16 protein-coding genes are annotated in these 14,282 nt (G+C 57.9%); all 16 read right to left on the reverse strand.

All coding sequences use genetic code 11. The annotated features are described in order from the left end of the window. Nucleotide 1: 1 nt before the first annotated feature. Nucleotides 2–319, reverse strand: a complete 318-nt coding sequence (locus KI613_RS21125; protein ID WP_226403175.1) for a thioredoxin family protein — start codon at nt 317–319, stop codon at nt 2–4. 10 nt (nt 320–329) lie between these two features. Further along, nucleotides 330–1,529, reverse strand: a complete 1,200-nt coding sequence (locus tag KI613_RS21130) for a cation:proton antiporter (RefSeq protein ID WP_226403176.1) — start codon at nt 1,527–1,529, stop codon at nt 330–332. Beyond that, nucleotides 1,526–2,281, reverse strand: a complete 756-nt coding sequence (locus KI613_RS21135) for a glycosyltransferase family 2 protein (protein ID WP_226403177.1) — start codon at nt 2,279–2,281, stop codon at nt 1,526–1,528. The genes KI613_RS21130 and KI613_RS21135 overlap by 4 nt, the downstream gene beginning before the upstream one ends. A gap of 24 nt (nt 2,282–2,305) precedes the next feature. Beyond that, on the reverse strand, nt 2,306–3,088 hold the full coding sequence (locus KI613_RS21140; RefSeq protein ID WP_226403178.1) for a lysophospholipid acyltransferase family protein: 783 nt from the start codon (nt 3,086–3,088) through the stop codon (nt 2,306–2,308). Beyond that, nucleotides 3,081–3,929 (reverse strand): MipA/OmpV family protein, encoded by an 849-nt coding sequence (locus KI613_RS21145; RefSeq protein ID WP_226403179.1) that lies wholly within the window; start codon nt 3,927–3,929, stop codon nt 3,081–3,083. The genes KI613_RS21140 and KI613_RS21145 overlap by 8 nt, the downstream gene beginning before the upstream one ends. Beyond that, nucleotides 3,929–4,933, reverse strand: a complete 1,005-nt coding sequence (locus tag KI613_RS21150) for a chorismate transformation enzyme, FkbO/Hyg5 family (protein ID WP_226403180.1) — start codon at nt 4,931–4,933, stop codon at nt 3,929–3,931. The genes KI613_RS21145 and KI613_RS21150 overlap by 1 nt, the downstream gene beginning before the upstream one ends. Then, entirely contained in the window at nt 4,933–6,267 is a 1,335-nt protein-coding gene (locus KI613_RS21155; protein WP_226403181.1) for an NAD(P)/FAD-dependent oxidoreductase, read from the reverse strand. Before KI613_RS21155 ends, KI613_RS21150 begins: the two co-directional genes overlap by 1 nt. A gap of 36 nt (nt 6,268–6,303) precedes the next feature. After that, nucleotides 6,304–6,942 (reverse strand): hypothetical protein, encoded by a 639-nt coding sequence (locus KI613_RS21160; protein WP_226403182.1) that lies wholly within the window; start codon nt 6,940–6,942, stop codon nt 6,304–6,306. Between the two features lie 38 nt (nt 6,943–6,980). After that, nucleotides 6,981–8,627: a B12-binding domain-containing radical SAM protein gene (locus KI613_RS21165; protein ID WP_226403183.1), complete on the reverse strand. Its 1,647-nt coding sequence runs from the start codon at nt 8,625–8,627 to the stop codon at nt 6,981–6,983. A gap of 70 nt (nt 8,628–8,697) precedes the next feature. Next, nucleotides 8,698–9,474, reverse strand: coding sequence for a sulfite exporter TauE/SafE family protein (locus tag KI613_RS21170; RefSeq protein ID WP_264181447.1), 777 nt, complete (start codon nt 9,472–9,474; stop codon nt 8,698–8,700). A gap of 411 nt (nt 9,475–9,885) precedes the next feature. After that, nucleotides 9,886–10,269 carry a hypothetical protein gene (locus KI613_RS21175; protein WP_226403184.1) on the reverse strand — a complete coding sequence of 128 codons (384 nt, stop codon included), beginning with the start codon at nt 10,267–10,269 and terminating at the stop codon, nt 9,886–9,888. Between the two features lie 25 nt (nt 10,270–10,294). Continuing rightward, nucleotides 10,295–11,641: a tRNA uridine-5-carboxymethylaminomethyl(34) synthesis GTPase MnmE gene (gene mnmE / locus KI613_RS21180; protein WP_226403185.1), complete on the reverse strand. Its 1,347-nt coding sequence runs from the start codon at nt 11,639–11,641 to the stop codon at nt 10,295–10,297. 3 nt (nt 11,642–11,644) lie between these two features. Continuing rightward, nucleotides 11,645–13,291 carry a membrane protein insertase YidC gene (yidC, locus tag KI613_RS21185; RefSeq protein ID WP_226403186.1) on the reverse strand — a complete coding sequence of 549 codons (1,647 nt, stop codon included), beginning with the start codon at nt 13,289–13,291 and terminating at the stop codon, nt 11,645–11,647. 26 nt (nt 13,292–13,317) lie between these two features. Then, on the reverse strand, nt 13,318–13,527 hold the full coding sequence (yidD, locus tag KI613_RS21190) for a membrane protein insertion efficiency factor YidD (protein ID WP_226405801.1): 210 nt from the start codon (nt 13,525–13,527) through the stop codon (nt 13,318–13,320). Next, nucleotides 13,527–13,895 (reverse strand): ribonuclease P protein component, encoded by a 369-nt coding sequence (rnpA, locus tag KI613_RS21195; RefSeq protein ID WP_226403187.1) that lies wholly within the window; start codon nt 13,893–13,895, stop codon nt 13,527–13,529. Before rnpA ends, yidD begins: the two co-directional genes overlap by 1 nt. Nucleotides 13,896–13,912: 17 nt before the next feature. After that, nucleotides 13,913–14,047, reverse strand: a complete 135-nt coding sequence (gene rpmH / locus KI613_RS21200; protein ID WP_011289924.1) for a 50S ribosomal protein L34 — start codon at nt 14,045–14,047, stop codon at nt 13,913–13,915. Nucleotides 14,048–14,282 lie beyond the last annotated feature (235 nt).

The raw sequence follows: 14,282 nt of genomic DNA on the forward strand, positions 1-14,282 counted from the left end.
ATCAGGCGGCGAGCAGTTCGCTGATTTCCTGAGTGCTGGTGGGCCGGACGACGCGGCCGATTTCCTGGCCGTCACGCATTAAGATCAGTGTTGGCCATAATTTGACGCGAAAAGTTCGCCCGAGCCGACGGCCCGGGCCGTCCTCGACCTTGATGTGGCGCAGGCCGGGCTGGGCACCAAGGGCCGTTTCGATAAAGGGTTGGGCGCCCTGACAATGCGGGCACCAGTCGACGCCGAATTCGATGAGCAGCGAGCCGGGCAGGGCGTCGATTTCGGCCCGATCCGGCGCTGCTTCCTGGTATTTGGCCACGTAGCTCATGCTTGTCTCCTCAGGCAGAACGCAGGATCAGCTCTTTGATTCGCGCCAGCTTCGGGGCAACCACCGGCACCGTCAGCATGGTGCTGACCACGGCCATCAGCAGCAGGGCGGTAAAGGTTTCGCTCGTGATGATCTGCTTGTCGAGCAGGATGTTGGCGAAAATGATCATGATCAGCGCCTTGGTCTGCAGCAGCCAGCCGATGATGCTGGCCTCGCCCGGCGCCCAGTTGAGAACGCGACCGGCAATCCGGACACCAATCAGCTTGCCGCTGACCGAGGCGACCAGCAGCACCGCAGCGGCAATGAACACGGCGGTGCCGCCGACATTCCAGTTGGTGCGCAGGCCGGTGGACAGGAAGAAGACCGGCATGACGACGAGCAGCACGTGGTGGCGCAGCAAGTCCATTTTTTCCTGATCGAACCACTCGGCTTCCATGCTCGCCCCGGCCAGAAAGGCACCGACCATGAAATGCAGCCCGGCCCAGTCGGCGCCGAAGGAAACCACGGCCAGCCAGATCAGCGCGACATACCAGCGGTCGCGCTCGGCCAGCCGGACCATCAGTTTGTGGAAAAGCCAGGCAGCGACGATAAAGGCGACGAGGAACGTGCCCTGACGGCCGATGCGCTCCCAGTCCATGAGAATGAGCGCCAGCACGCCCCAGATGGCGATGTCGTCGAGGCTGGCGTAGCGCAGGATGCGCTGGCCGATCGGCTGGCGCAGCACTTCGAGCTTTTCCATGAGCAGGATCAGGATGGGTAGCGCGGTGACTGCGCAGGCCATGCCGACGCCGACGACGAATTGCCAGGTCAGCGCCTTCGGCCCCATCCAGCCGTCGACGGTCAGCATCAGCGCCGCGGCGGCGCAGCCGAAGAGCAGCGGCGTGCCGAGCGCCAAACCGGCCGTGATGCCGCTCTCCCGGCGATGGGCCCAGGCTTTCCTGAGATCGAGTTCGATACCGGCGATCATCACGAAAAGCATGACCGCCCACCAGGCAATGCCATTCAGCGACTGGATGACGGTCGGGTTGAAGACGAACTGGTAGTACTCGGGGTAGGCCTTGCCGAGGATTCCCGGCCCGAGCAGGATGCCGGTGATGATCTGAACGACGACGAGCGGCGCGTAATAATCGGTGTTGCCGAGCCGCCAGATCAGGTAGGGAACGGTGAAGATGATCGCCATGGCGATCAGGAAGATTTCGGTCGTGTTCATGTCAGTCGGCGCAGTATGAGTAGGGGTAGGCGCAGCACGAAGCCGATGAAGAGCCGGGTGTGCATCCAGGTCAGCAGGGTATTGTCGCGCAGATATTTGAAGTGGGAAACGCCGCCTTCGTCGGCCCGGAAATAACGCACCGGGGCGTCGATATTGACCGGCTTCACGCCCTCCCAGCACAGGCGGACGACGGCTTCCGGATCAAAATCGAAACGCCGCATGAAGCGGTTGGCGCGCATGATCCTGATCAGCGGCATAACGGGATAAACGCGGAAACCATAGAGCGAATCACCAATGCCCATCCATAGCGTTTCTAGATTGGCCCAGCCATTCGAGACCTTGCGACCATTGACACGCAGGGCCGGTGCATCGGCGGCGAAGACCGGCTTGCCGAGCACCATTTTGTCCGGTTCGGCCTGCGAGGCGGCCATGAAGGCAGGGATCAGGTCGGCTGGGTGCTGGCCATCGGAATCCATGGTCAGGGCGTGGGTGAAGCCGGCCGCGGCGGCCAGCGTGATGCCTTCGAGCACGGCCGAGCCTTTGCCACGATTTTCCGGCAGAACGATTATTTTCAGGCCCTCATCGTCAGCGGCCAGTGCCTGCAGTTTTTCGGCACTGCCGTCGGTGCTGCCATCGACCACGACCCATACCGGCGTCCATTGCGCCCGGGCAGCACGCACGGTGTCGAGCACCTTGGGGCCGGGGTTGTAGCTGGGAATCAGGACGAGATGGGTTTTTGAAGCGGCGGGCATGGTGAAAAGGGTTCGGGCAGGAGTTCAGGCAGCAAATGCTACGGTCGACCGGAAATTTTGGCCAAATTCGAAATGAAAGTAGGCGTCGAGTTCGGCCGTAAATGCCTGAATGTTGGTCGGTGGCGGAAAGCGCCGGCCGAGGCGGACTCGGCAGGTAAGTGGCAGTTCGGGGCGACGGAAAAGCGGCCAGGCCTTGCCGAGATACGGGGTGGAAAACTCGATGAGCAAGGTCTGAACGTCGACCTTGCTGCGGTTGGCAATCAGCCCGACGCTCGGCGAGCTGGCGTCGAAGGGAAAATCTAGCGTGCGCGAACCTTCGGGAAAAATGACCAGATGGGCGCCTTGCTCCAACTCGTCGCGCCCCCCGAGGATCATGTCGAGCGCCGCATCGTTGCGAATGTAGCGGGCCAGTCGGGCGGCAGCGCCGAACAGCAGGTTGTCCATGAGCGCCGCCTTCATGACGCAGACGGCGTTCGGTAACCGGGAGACGATCATCACTGCGTCGAGCAGGGAAGGATGGTTGGCGGCAACGATGAGCGGCCCCTGGTCACGCAGGCGGTCGATCTCGGCCAGGTCGAAACGGCAGGCGCAGAAAACGGTCAGAACGCGCAGATAAAGCCGGAAACCCCATGAAATCGCGGCACGGCCAAAAGTTTGACCGAGACGCCGGGGCAGCAGGAAATCGAGGACCAGCGCACAGGGCAGCCAGATCAGGCAAAGCACGGCCAGCGCGCCGAGACCGATGACCATGGCCAGGTACTCGTAGGCCATCCACAGGGGATTGCCTGCGCGCGAACGATCAGTCATCGACCTTGACGCGGGTCGACGACTCTCCGAAAACCCAGGTGAAGGCGACGCCGGCGGCGAAGTAATCCTTCTGGCGAACCAGCGGGCTGTCCTCGAAAGTCGCCCCGCTCAGATTGTCGTAACGGACGAAGCCGCCGACCCAGTATTTCGAAAAACGCTTGGACAGCGCGACAAGGTACTGCATGCCGGCGTAGCCAGCCTTGGCCTCGTAGGCCGGGCGATCGGCCGTCGCGTACTGCGGGGCGACGGTGTAGTAGTAGGCGTGCTGGCGCTTGTCGCCGAACAGCGGGCCGGCCAGCATGCCGAGATTCCAGCCGCCCATGCCCGGGATGTCGGTGATGTCCATGTTGAGCTTGGGATGGAAAACCCAGCCGATGGTCTTCGGCGATCCCTCGACCGTCACCGCTGCGCGCAGCGGCAGCAGCAATTTGACGAAGCGGGCACGGTTTTCGGAGCGCCAGAAGGTGACGTCCATTTGCGGCCCGATCTCGAAGGTTCCCTCAAGATCCGGCATGCCGGCACGCGCCGTGATGTCGTCGCTGCTCACCGGTGGCGCGAGAGCCAGGCTGACCGTCAGGTCGAGCCGGTCGGAATCGAAAAAGCTGCCGCGGATACCCTGGCGGTCAGCCTTCAGGAAATCGCCGTGGTAAGTGAAATGCGGCACCGGCATGAGGAAATTGTGCGTCTGATCCGAGCCGCGATAGGACGGAAAACTGAAGGCAGCCAGACCGGCTCCGATTTCCCACAGCGGCTGGTCGCCGGCGGCCTGTACACCGCTGGCCACGGCAGCTAGTCCGAGCACTGCCAGCGCGCCCTTGCGCAATTTTTTCGACATGGCCATCAGGCTTCCTCCAGCGAGTGTGAGGCCATTGCCTCGATTTCCAGCAACAGATCATGCCGGCAAATATCGGCCTGCATGTAGACAATTTCGGCCATGCCGACCAGCGGCGCCAGCGTTTCGCGGATAACCCGGAAATCGGCGGCCTGACGGACATAGACGCGGTAGGAAAGATCGGTCAGCGCGTACGGCCCAGTGCGGCACAAGCGATTGGCCTCAGCGACCACAGCAGCAATATTGGCCATCGATTCGCGGCATTGCCCAGCCACATCGCCCGGCGCCACGGTCTCATGACCAACGATGCTCGCCGTGCCAGAGATGAACAGGATTTCCTGCGCTGGAGGGTAAACCAGCGTGCCGCGCGAGAAAGTCGGGCTGCGCGGACCGTAATCTGCCGGATAGTTGTAGGCACTGACCTGACGCGGGTTCTCGAGTGCTACCGCCGGCAAGGCACCGGCCATGAAGGCGATGCTCAGCGGGCTGCCGGCCAGGCCGATGGCACAAGCCGCCGGCACGTTGCCGGTAGCGTCACGGTGGCAGTCGAGGAAGGCATCCTGGCGGCCGATGTTGAATTGGCGATAGCGCTCCAGACCATCGGTTTCCAGATTGATCGCCGACAGATAGTTCCAGACCCGCCACAAATGCGGCACTTGCTCTGCGTCGAGCAGTCGGAAGATGCGCCGATAGGCCTCCTCGCTCGCCGCCTGCAGGGGCGAACCCTTGGCCGAGGCCGCGAAATCGGCTTCGTCGAGTTCCATGACACCATAAAGCAGACCATTCGTGCGCCGCCAGACAATGCCCTCACAGCAGCCGGCAACGACCGGCTGATCGCTCAGCCAGGTTTCATGGATGGCCGCTGAAGTTGCCCCGAGCAAGGGGGCAAAAACCCGCTGTACAGGCCAGACCGGCACAGCACCGCTGGGCGGCTCGCCGACCAGGGCGCCACCGAGTTCGCTGCCGGTTTCACGTGAAACAGCAGATGGCGAGGAAACGAACTGAAGAGCCACTATGCGTTGTAAACGACCGCGTCGTCGACCTTGCGGATGTTGAAGCGGCGACGTTTCCAGCCCATGAAGGCGCGTTTCGGTTGGGTGATGTTGGCGATGTAATAGATCAGTTTGAACATCATGATCGAACGCCAGATCGGCGTCTTGCCGAAAATATCGCCGGCCAGCATGGAGAGTACGGCCTCCTTGGCCCGGAAAACGTTGCTCGGTCCCATGAAAAAGTCGCGCATGATCGGGTTGGTCACGCGGTAGATGAACCACGAGAATTCCTTCGGCCCGTGCTTCATGAGCGCGTCGAATTTTTTGAGCGCCGCCGGTGCCTTGGCCGGATTTTTCAGGCAGGTATCGATGGCTTCGGCAGCGATGACGCCGCTGTTCATGGCGAGCAGCACGCCGGACGAGAACACCGGGTCGATGAAGGCGTAGGCGTCGCCGAGCATGACGTAGTTGTTGCCGTGATTGCGCTCGGAAACATAGGAGAAGTTACCCGTCGCCTCGACTTCGTTGATCAGCTTGGCGTCTTGCAGGCGCTCCATCAGCTTCGGGCATTGGGCAAAACCGTCGCGCAGGAATTGCTCGAGACTGCGTTCGCCCTTGGTCTTCATGTAGTACGGCCAGGTCACCATACCGATGCTGGTGATGTCGTTCTGCATCGGTATGAACCAGAACCAGCCGTGCTCGAACCAGAAAATGGTGATGTTGCCTTCGGCCTGCCCTTCATGGCGCTTGGCCCCGGTGAAGTGGCCATAGATCGCCGAGCTGTTGTGCTTCGGGTTACGGTGTTTGATCTGGAAACGGTTGGCTAGGAAGGTATCGCGGCCCGAGGCATCGACGACAAAGCGGGCCTGCCATTCGGTTTCCCGGCCATCGTCATGCATGGCGCGGACGTTGGCGGTATTGTCCGGCAGGAATTCGACAGCCTTGGCTTTGCAGCCTTCATGAACTTCGACACCTTTTTTCTCGGCGTTGCGGATCAGGATGGTATCGAACTCGTCGCGCTTGACCTGGTAGGCGGTGGGCATCGACTTGTCCCAGGCATCGGCAAAGACAAATACTGATGACATTTCATGGTTCGGTGAAACGAACTCGGCGCCGGGTTTGACCATGCCGATTGCCTTGACTTCCTCGGCGATGCCCATCCGCTCGAAGAGCGGCAGATTGGCCGGCAGCAATGATTCGCCGATATGAAAACGCGGGTGGTGCGCCTTTTCGAGCATCACCACCTTGTAGCCCATTTCCGCCAGCATCGGCCCCACGGTCGAGCCGGCCGGCCCACCACCGATGACCAGCACATCGCACTGCCGACGCTCCACTCCCTGCACTTGTTCCATCATTGAAACCCTTATTTTGTTCTCTGCGGCGGCGATGAGTTATTTGCCTTTGTAGGTCATGTAGCCCACTGTTTCGGAATGGCCGTCGATCTTGCTGACGCTTCCCTTGGCCCAATACACGTAATAGGGGCCGAAACTCGACCACCAGTAGCGCCAATAGGGACCGTCCAGGCGCGGATTTTCGTTGGTTTGCGGATGGCCGACCGCCATGATGACCTGTTCCCTGGTCATGCCTTTCATGAGCTGGCCCTTGGCGATCGCCGCCCGCACAGCCGGCGAGAATTTCGCCATCTTCACTTTCGGGTCGTCCAGCACAACCATCTTGCTGACCCACTGCTCGGTCGTTTCCTCGGCCCGGCCATAATCGTGGCCCAGCCGATAGGCCTTGCCTTCAACATCAATATTGGCGCGATAGCCGTCGATCTTCAAAACCCTGATCGGCGTTCCGGCCGGTATGAACGGCAACTGGGCCAGATTCGAATCGCTGATCCAGTCGCCTGAGTAATGCAGATTGCAACAGGCGTAACCGCTGCGTACCGCTGTTTCCTTTTTCACCTCGGCCGTCGGCTTGCCGTCTTCCGGTTTTGTTTCGTTGCCCTTGCAGGCGCCCAGCGTTACGACAACGCAGGCTGCCACGGTCAACCGGAAAAAGCAGCCAAAAATGAAATGTTCCTTCATGTCAGTGCTCCCCGATGCCCATGACGAAAGAGGGACGATTATACCGCTGCCTGTACGGCTGGCGGCGTACAGCATGCCGAAGCTTCATAGACAACCGGAATGATCTGCTTGGCGGCTTCCCGCCGGGTCAGCTTGACCGGCGACAGCGAGACGATGTTGTCGATCAGCAACTCGGTCGATAGCTGCGGTTTGAGGCCAAGTGGCTGACGTGGATGCAGCTTGAATTCGCGCGCCGCTTTTTCCAGTTGCTCCTTGTTGGAACTGAAATAACGCGCTGCGGCAATGGTCTCCGGCAAGTGCTTGAGCACATGCCAGAGGCTCCAGCGATGCTGCCACAAACGCTTGGCAAAGCGGCGCCGATAGCCTTTGCTGTCGTAGAAGCGCTTGACGTGCCAGTTATACAGCGCGTCCATCTCTTCACGCGACTTGAAACCTTCCGGCAGATACACAAAATTCAGGCAATTCATGAGGCGCCAGTCCTCGACGAAATCGCCGGTCGGATCGTTGATGCACTCGTCCCAGATCGGCGCCCCGTGCAAGGGACTGAACTTGGTCATGTTCATTTCATCGAGTTCGAGCGACAGGATGAAATCGCTCGTCGTCCGCACGGTTTCCGGCGTCTCGCCGGGCATGCCGAAAATGAACAGGCCCTTGGCGCGCAAACCGGCGGCGTGAATCGAATGCACTGTTTCGCGTACCGCTTCGAGCGTAACGCCGGCCTTGTGGCGCTCCATCATTTCCGGATCGGCCGATTCGATGCCGATCGACACCATGAGCGCCCCGGCCTTCTTGAGCTTGGCCAGCATTTCATCCGAGGTATGGCCGGCGCGAATCGCGCAGTTGAATTGCATGCCGAGCGGGTTTTCGATCAACAGTTCGCACAGATCGAGGACACGCTGTTTCTTGGCCGTGAACAGATCGTCGTACATGTTGATGTGCCAGACACCGAAGTTGTCCCGCAAATACTTCATGTGATCGTAAATGTACTGCGGCGAATTGGTCTTGTAGGCCCGCTCGAAAACCGTGCGGTCGCAGAATGAGCAGGTATAGGGACAACCGCGCGAGGTAATCATCGTCGCGCCGTGGCGCTTTTCGTAGGCAAAAAGCGGCAAGTGATAGGCGTGCGGGAAGCCAGCAAGCTTTTCGTAGGCCGGGAAGGGCAGTTCATCGAGGCTGGTGATGCGGTCGCGACGCGGATTGGCAACGATACGTCCGGCCTCGTTGCGCCAGATCAGGTTGCCGATTGATGACAGGGGCTTGCCATCGGCCAGTTCCAGCATGGCCCCTTCGCCTTCGCCCATGACCAGGTAATCAATTTCCGGAAATTGCTCGAGGATGGGTGCGCCGAGCGACGAGACATGGACATTGCCAAAAACGATCTTTATTTCCGGCCGCCGCTCGCGGATATAAGTGGCAATCTCCAAGGCATCCATGAAACCCGAAGTCGTTGCCGAAAAACCGACCATTTCCGGATCGGTCGCCAGCACGATCTCGGCATTTTCCGCGATGCTCGGTGGCGCATAGGGGCCGAGGCAATCGTGCAATTGCACGCTGTGATCAAATTTTTCCAGCCAGCTGGCCAGTTGCATGATGCCGATCGGCGGCATACGGTTGGCCAGCACCGAAAAATCGGGTTGGCCAGGGACAAAATTGAAGCCAGCTGGGTGAACAAGCGTGATACGCATCGGTTTTCCTCAAACGAAGTGGCTGAATTTTATTTGAAAATGCCGACGCACTTCAGTTCCGGGAAAAGTATTACAAAAGCCTGAACGTATCCCATGAAAATTTCACGATCAAGACAGCGACCGTGATGAGAAACAATTGGCGAATGAAGCCACTGCCATGCTTCAAGGCCAGCCGCGTACCGATCACCGACCCCGTGACATTAGCCACGGCCATCGAAGCAGCCAGCAACGGTAAAACATGGCCGTGTGGCAGAAAATAGCCAAGGGCAGCGAGATTGGTTGCCACATTGACTACCTTCGCGCCGGCCGAGGCATGCAGAAAGTCGAATCCAAAGAAGCGAACAAACAGGAAAATCAGAAAGCTACCGGTTCCCGGCCCGAAAAAACCATCATAAAAACCGATGATTCCACCCAGCAAAATGGCAAAAAGCAGCTCGCTATGGCCGGCATGGGCGGGTTTGTGAATCAATCCGAAATTCTTGCGTTTTAGCGTGTAGACCGCAGCAATGATCAGCAACAGCAAGATTAGCGGCCGAACTACATCCTTGGGCAGCCAGGCAACAACTGCCGCACCGATGTAGGAAAAGCCAAACGCTGCAATGGCTGCCGGCAGGATGGTCCGCCACGGCATGACAACCTGCCGGGCATAGCGCCAGGTGGCGTTGGCCGTTCCAAAAACGCTGGCAAATTTGTTGGTGCCAAAAAGTGTCGCTGCCGATTCGCCTGGATGCACGGCAAACAGGGCGGGAATTTGAATCAGTCCTCCGCCACCAACGACCGCATCAACAGCGCCAGCCATCAAGGCAGCAAACAACAAAACCACTATTTCCGGTGTGATGAAGTCCAAGTTACAGGTCCAAGTTTCAAGTTAGTGCGGTGTACAGGGTTTTAAATAATAACTATATGTAAACCTACTACTGAGAATAACTTAGCAACAAGTCTGTGGATAAAAACAAATTTCGTTTTATTTTCATAAACTTGAAGCTACTTAAATTGGCTTGGTAACCCACTGGCTTGCCTGTGGATGGATTCCGGATAGTTTTTTGTTTTTTGAAAATAGACGACTTGCCCACAATTGCTGGACAGCTTGTGCACAGGCTTATCTACAGCCTCAAAACACGCTATCGATACAGATTTCTGAACGCTGCTTTGGTCTAAAAATGCGAAACCCGGCTCAAGGCCGGGTTAATTTTCTCTTTAAATTTCTTCTGAAAACAATTCGCAGAAGCAGTTTTCCAGCTATTTCGATGGCCTTGCTTCAGTGCTTATCTGTCTCGGAAGAAGGATCGTTTTGACTATCAAGCTCTCTAAAGGCAATGATCTGACTACCTTCAGCATCAAAGGTAGATGGTGACGGAGCCTGTTTTCGTTCTGGCAAGATAGTTTTTAGAAAATCTTCAGTAAGAAATTCCAGAGGATCGCGCGCACCCAAGACATATTCAGATCGACGGGCCGTAATGACAACGAAGGAGTTTGCTTCGATCTCATAAGCTGTCAGGTAGGAAGTCCGGATAATCGACGCTTGCGGGAAGCGGGGGTTCGAACTCGCGACTTCCCCTTCAATACACGCAAGGTACTGACCATTTTCTGGCGCTTTGGCGTGAATGATTTTCCAATGGTTGAGTACGTTACGAGTATTCATTTGAAAGTCATGAAGTGAATGTGGACTATTTTCCGATACAAAAACGACTGAAAATCACGCCCAACAGGTCGTCGGCAGTAAATTCGCCGGTAATTTGACTGAGGGATTGTTGAGTCAGACGGAGTTCTTCGGCAAAAAGTTCGAGTGCCGGAAAACTACCTTCGACGACATTTCGGGCCGCGGCGATATGTTCCTGGGCAGCGGACAAGGCACGCAGGTGGCGCTCACGGGCGATGAAAACGTCTTCAGCCTGGTGCCACCCGGCAATACGCAACAACTCTTGGCGCAAGAGTTCTATTCCCTCACCAGAACGGGCAGATAAGGAAATTGCCGTGGTATCCGGCTCAATGTGGCGTTCGGGCTGGGCACCGGAGAGGTCGATCTTGTTGTAGATGGTGACCCGTTTGAGGCGCTCCGGCAGGCGGGAAAGGATTTCCTTGTCGGCAGCGCTGACGCCAGTTCTGGCGTCAACCAGCAAGAGGACGGCATCGGCACGTTCTATTTCCTGCCAGCTGCGGGCAATGCCGATCTTTTCAACCTCGTCTTCGGTCTCGCGAAGGCCGGCAGTATCGATGATGTGTAGCGGAATACCCTCGATCTGGATAGTAGACCGCAACGCATCGCGGGTAGTGCCGGCAATCGGCGTGACGATGGCCAGATCGTCGCCAGCCAGCCGGTTGAGCAGCGAGGACTTGCCGACATTGGGCTTGCCGGCCAGCACGACATGCAGGCCGGATTGCAGGAGCTTGCCCTGGCCGGCGCGGTCGAAAATCTGCGCCAGCTTCAGTTGCAGGGTTTCCAGGCGACCAAAGGCATTGGCCGCCTTGAGAAAATCGATGTCTTCTTCCGGGAAATCGAGCGTGGCTTCGACCAGCATGCGCAGGTTGATCAGTTCGTCGTTGAGTTCGCCGATCGCCCGCGAGAACTCGCCCTGCAGGGAGCGGACCGCAGAACGGGCTGCGCTGCTCGTAGCTGCGTCAATGAGGTCGGCAACGGCTTCGGCCTGGGCCAGGTCCATCTTGCCATTCAGGAAGGCACGACGGCTGAATTCGCCGGGTTCGGCCAGCCTTGCCCCGAGATCGAGACAGCGGGCGAGCAGCATCTGCATGACCACCGGACCACCGTGGCCCTGCAACTCGAGAACGTCTTCGCCGGTAAACGATTGGGGGTTCGGGAAAAACAGCAATATTCCGCTGTCGACCGTAGCACCATCCGCCGCCTTGAAATCAGTTAGCGTTGCGTAACGCGGTTTGGGGGTCTTGCCGGTCAGCGCAAAAGCAAAGGGCAGCAAATTGCTGCCCGAAATGCGGATGACGCCGACACCACCACGACCCGGGGCCGTAGCGATGGCGGCGATGGTGTCTGACTTCACACCTTAGGCTTTCGCGTCATTGGCAGCCTTGCCGCCGGCGTCGATAACCCGCGTTATCTGCCACTGCTGGGCAATGGAGAGCACGTTGTTGACCACCCAGTAGAGGACCAGACCGGCCGGGAACCAAAAGAACATGAAGCCGAAAATCAACGGCATGGCCATCATGACCTTGGCTTGGATCGGGTCTGGCGGCGTCGGGTTGAGTTTGGTCTGGACGAACATCGAGACCATCATGATGACCGGCAGGATGTAGTACGGGTCAGCCGAAGCCAAATCCTTGATCCACAGGATCCACGGTGCATCGCGCATTTCGACGGCACCGAGCAGCACCCAGTAGAGAGAAATGAAGACCGGAATCTGGACCAGGATAGGCAGGCAGCCACCGAGCGGATTGACCTTTTCGGTCTGGTACATCTTCATCATTTCCTGGTTCAGGCGCTGTTTGTCATCACCAAAACGCTCTTTCAACTGCGTCAGGCGTGGCGTCAGAACTTTCATCTTGGCCATCGACTTGTAGGAAGCGGCCGATAACGGGAAGAAAATCGCCTTGATGATGATGGTCAGAATGACAATCGCCCAGCCCCAGTTGCCAACCAGCTTGTGGATCGCTTCGAGCGCCCAGAAAATTGGCGCTGCAACCACCGTCAACCAGCCGTAGTCGACCACCAGATCCAGTCCGGTCGCCACTTCCTTGAGGGCTGACTGTTCCTGCGGACCGGCATACAAACTGACCGAAGTTTCGCCCTTGGCTCCTGGTGCGATCTCGGCAACCGGCACAATGACGCCAGTCTGGAAAACGTTGCTGCCTTCAACCTTGCGCATGTAGAACTCGCGCTGGGTCTTTTCCTTCGGTACCCAGGCAGCCACGAAGTAATGCTGGACCATGGCCAGCCAGCCGTTGTCAGCCGTCTTGGCAAACTTGGCCTTGTTGTCGGCGATATGGCCAAAATCGATCTTCTGATACTTCTCCGCGTCGGTATAAACAGCCGGACCGGTAAAGGTCGAGACCATCTTGGTTTCACCCGCCGGCGCCACGTCGTCGCGCTGCAACTGGTAGTAGGCGTGTGGGGCGATGGCCTTGTCGCTGCCGTTGGCAATCTCCCAGGCAATATCAACCTGATAGGAGCCACGCTTGAAGGTCAGGATCTTGGCGACCTTGATGCCGTTCTGACTCGTCGATTCGAGCCGCAGTTTCAATTCGTTTGCACCGTCGGCCAGCGTCGTGGCGCCTTCGACATGCTTGAAGACCGAACGATGCGTTGGCAAACCTTCGCCGATCAGGCCGGCCTGAGCCAGATACTGGTGTGCCGGGTCGAACAGGACAAAGGTCTTGTCCTTGTTGTCATGTTCCTTGTATTTCAGGAGTTCGAGACCGACCAGATCGCCACCTTGGGTGGAAATGGTTGCCTTCAGCAGATCGGTGGTCACCGTAAAAGTCTCGGCCGAAGAAACCGGTGCTGAAACTGCAGGGGTGATGGGAGATGCCTTGGCCTGCAGCGAAGCAGACGGCGTTGGGGCAGCGCTGCCCGCTGGGGTTGTTGCTACCGCGTCGGCGGTCGGCTTCGGCTGGTTATATTTCTGCCAGTTTTCCCAGAGCATGAAGCTCGAGAAAGTGAAGATCATAACCAGTATCAGGCGTCGAGTATCCATGAACAACCTACAAAAGAATTCTTGAATCAGGGTACAGGATCATACCCACCAGGATGCCATGGGTGGCAACGGCCGACTCTTTTCAAGCCCAGCCAGCCACCCCGGAAGGCGCCATATTTCTGTACAGCTTCCACCATATAAACCGAGCAACTCGGCTCATGGCGGCAGCTTCGCCCGAGAAATGGGCTGATCGCGTATTGATAGACGCGAATCAGCGCAATCAACAGGTACTTCATCATTCTTCCCGCTTCGGCCGAGGCCGTTGCAGTTTATTCAGCAGGGCCAGAAAATCCTCAGCCAGCAACTTGCCGTCGAGCAGCGCCGGTTTTGCTGCCAGTCTGACCACTAGATCGACTGGCGGCAAGCCTGCCAGCCGCAGCCGAAACTGCTCGCGAACCACGCGCTTGACCTTGTTGCGATCGACTGCCCGTTTGAGCAGTTTTTTGGCGACAACAAGACCCAGACGTGCTTCGGTATTTCCTTCGGGGCGCGGCTGATAATGCAGCATCAGCAGCTTGCCTCGAATTGCCCTCCTGAAACCAAAAACGGATGAGAACTCATCCGTTTTTGTCAGGCGATAGCGTCGGGCGAAGGTTTGTTCCACCTCGCCGAACGTCCGGTTTATACGGCCAGACGCGTGCGACCCTTGGCGCGGCGAGCAGCAATGACTGCACGGCCACCCTTGGTGCGCATACGGACCAGGAAGCCATGGGTGCGCTTGCGGCGCACGACCGACGGTTGATACGTGCGTTTCATGTTGTTATCCCTTGATGTGCGAAGAAAAACGCGTGATTACACCTTGTTTGAAGGTGCTTTGTCAAGATCAATTATTTTCCAAAGCTGTGGATAACTTCCCGGATGGCGGGTAGAATCTTGGCTTCGCTGGTCTCCGTCCGGTCATCAGCTTATTCAAAAAACGGTTTTTAAATCAAGTATCTAATAACCGCCATCGAGGTCAAAATCGAATGCGCGGGGAGGAGTGTTTTCGTCA

The sequence above is a fragment of the Ferribacterium limneticum genome (assembly GCF_020510585.1).
In the GTDB taxonomy this organism is placed as follows: Bacteria; Pseudomonadota; Gammaproteobacteria; order Burkholderiales; family Rhodocyclaceae; genus Azonexus.

Excerpts from the sequence above, each read along its gene's own strand:
- KI613_RS21125 (WP_226403175.1), bottom strand. The coding sequence starts at position 319 with ATGAGCTACGTGGCCAAATACCAGGAAGCAGCGCCGGATCGGGCCGAA.
- KI613_RS21130 (WP_226403176.1), bottom strand. The coding sequence starts at position 1,529 with ATGAACACGACCGAAATCTTCCTGATCGCCATGGCGATCATCTTCACC.
- KI613_RS21135 (WP_226403177.1), bottom strand. The coding sequence starts at position 2,281 with ATGCCCGCCGCTTCAAAAACCCATCTCGTCCTGATTCCCAGCTACAAC.
- KI613_RS21140 (WP_226403178.1), bottom strand. The coding sequence starts at position 3,088 with ATGACTGATCGTTCGCGCGCAGGCAATCCCCTGTGGATGGCCTACGAG.
- KI613_RS21145 (WP_226403179.1), bottom strand. The coding sequence starts at position 3,929 with ATGGCCATGTCGAAAAAATTGCGCAAGGGCGCGCTGGCAGTGCTCGGA.
- KI613_RS21155 (WP_226403181.1), bottom strand. The coding sequence starts at position 6,267 with ATGATGGAACAAGTGCAGGGAGTGGAGCGTCGGCAGTGCGATGTGCTG.
- KI613_RS21160 (WP_226403182.1), bottom strand. The coding sequence starts at position 6,942 with ATGAAGGAACATTTCATTTTTGGCTGCTTTTTCCGGTTGACCGTGGCA.
- KI613_RS21165 (WP_226403183.1), bottom strand. The coding sequence starts at position 8,627 with ATGCGTATCACGCTTGTTCACCCAGCTGGCTTCAATTTTGTCCCTGGC.
- KI613_RS21175 (WP_226403184.1), bottom strand. The coding sequence starts at position 10,269 with ATGAATACTCGTAACGTACTCAACCATTGGAAAATCATTCACGCCAAA.
- yidC (WP_226403186.1), bottom strand. The coding sequence starts at position 13,291 with ATGGATACTCGACGCCTGATACTGGTTATGATCTTCACTTTCTCGAGC.
- yidD (WP_226405801.1), bottom strand. The coding sequence starts at position 13,527 with ATGAAGTACCTGTTGATTGCGCTGATTCGCGTCTATCAATACGCGATC.
- rpmH (WP_011289924.1), bottom strand. The coding sequence starts at position 14,047 with ATGAAACGCACGTATCAACCGTCGGTCGTGCGCCGCAAGCGCACCCAT.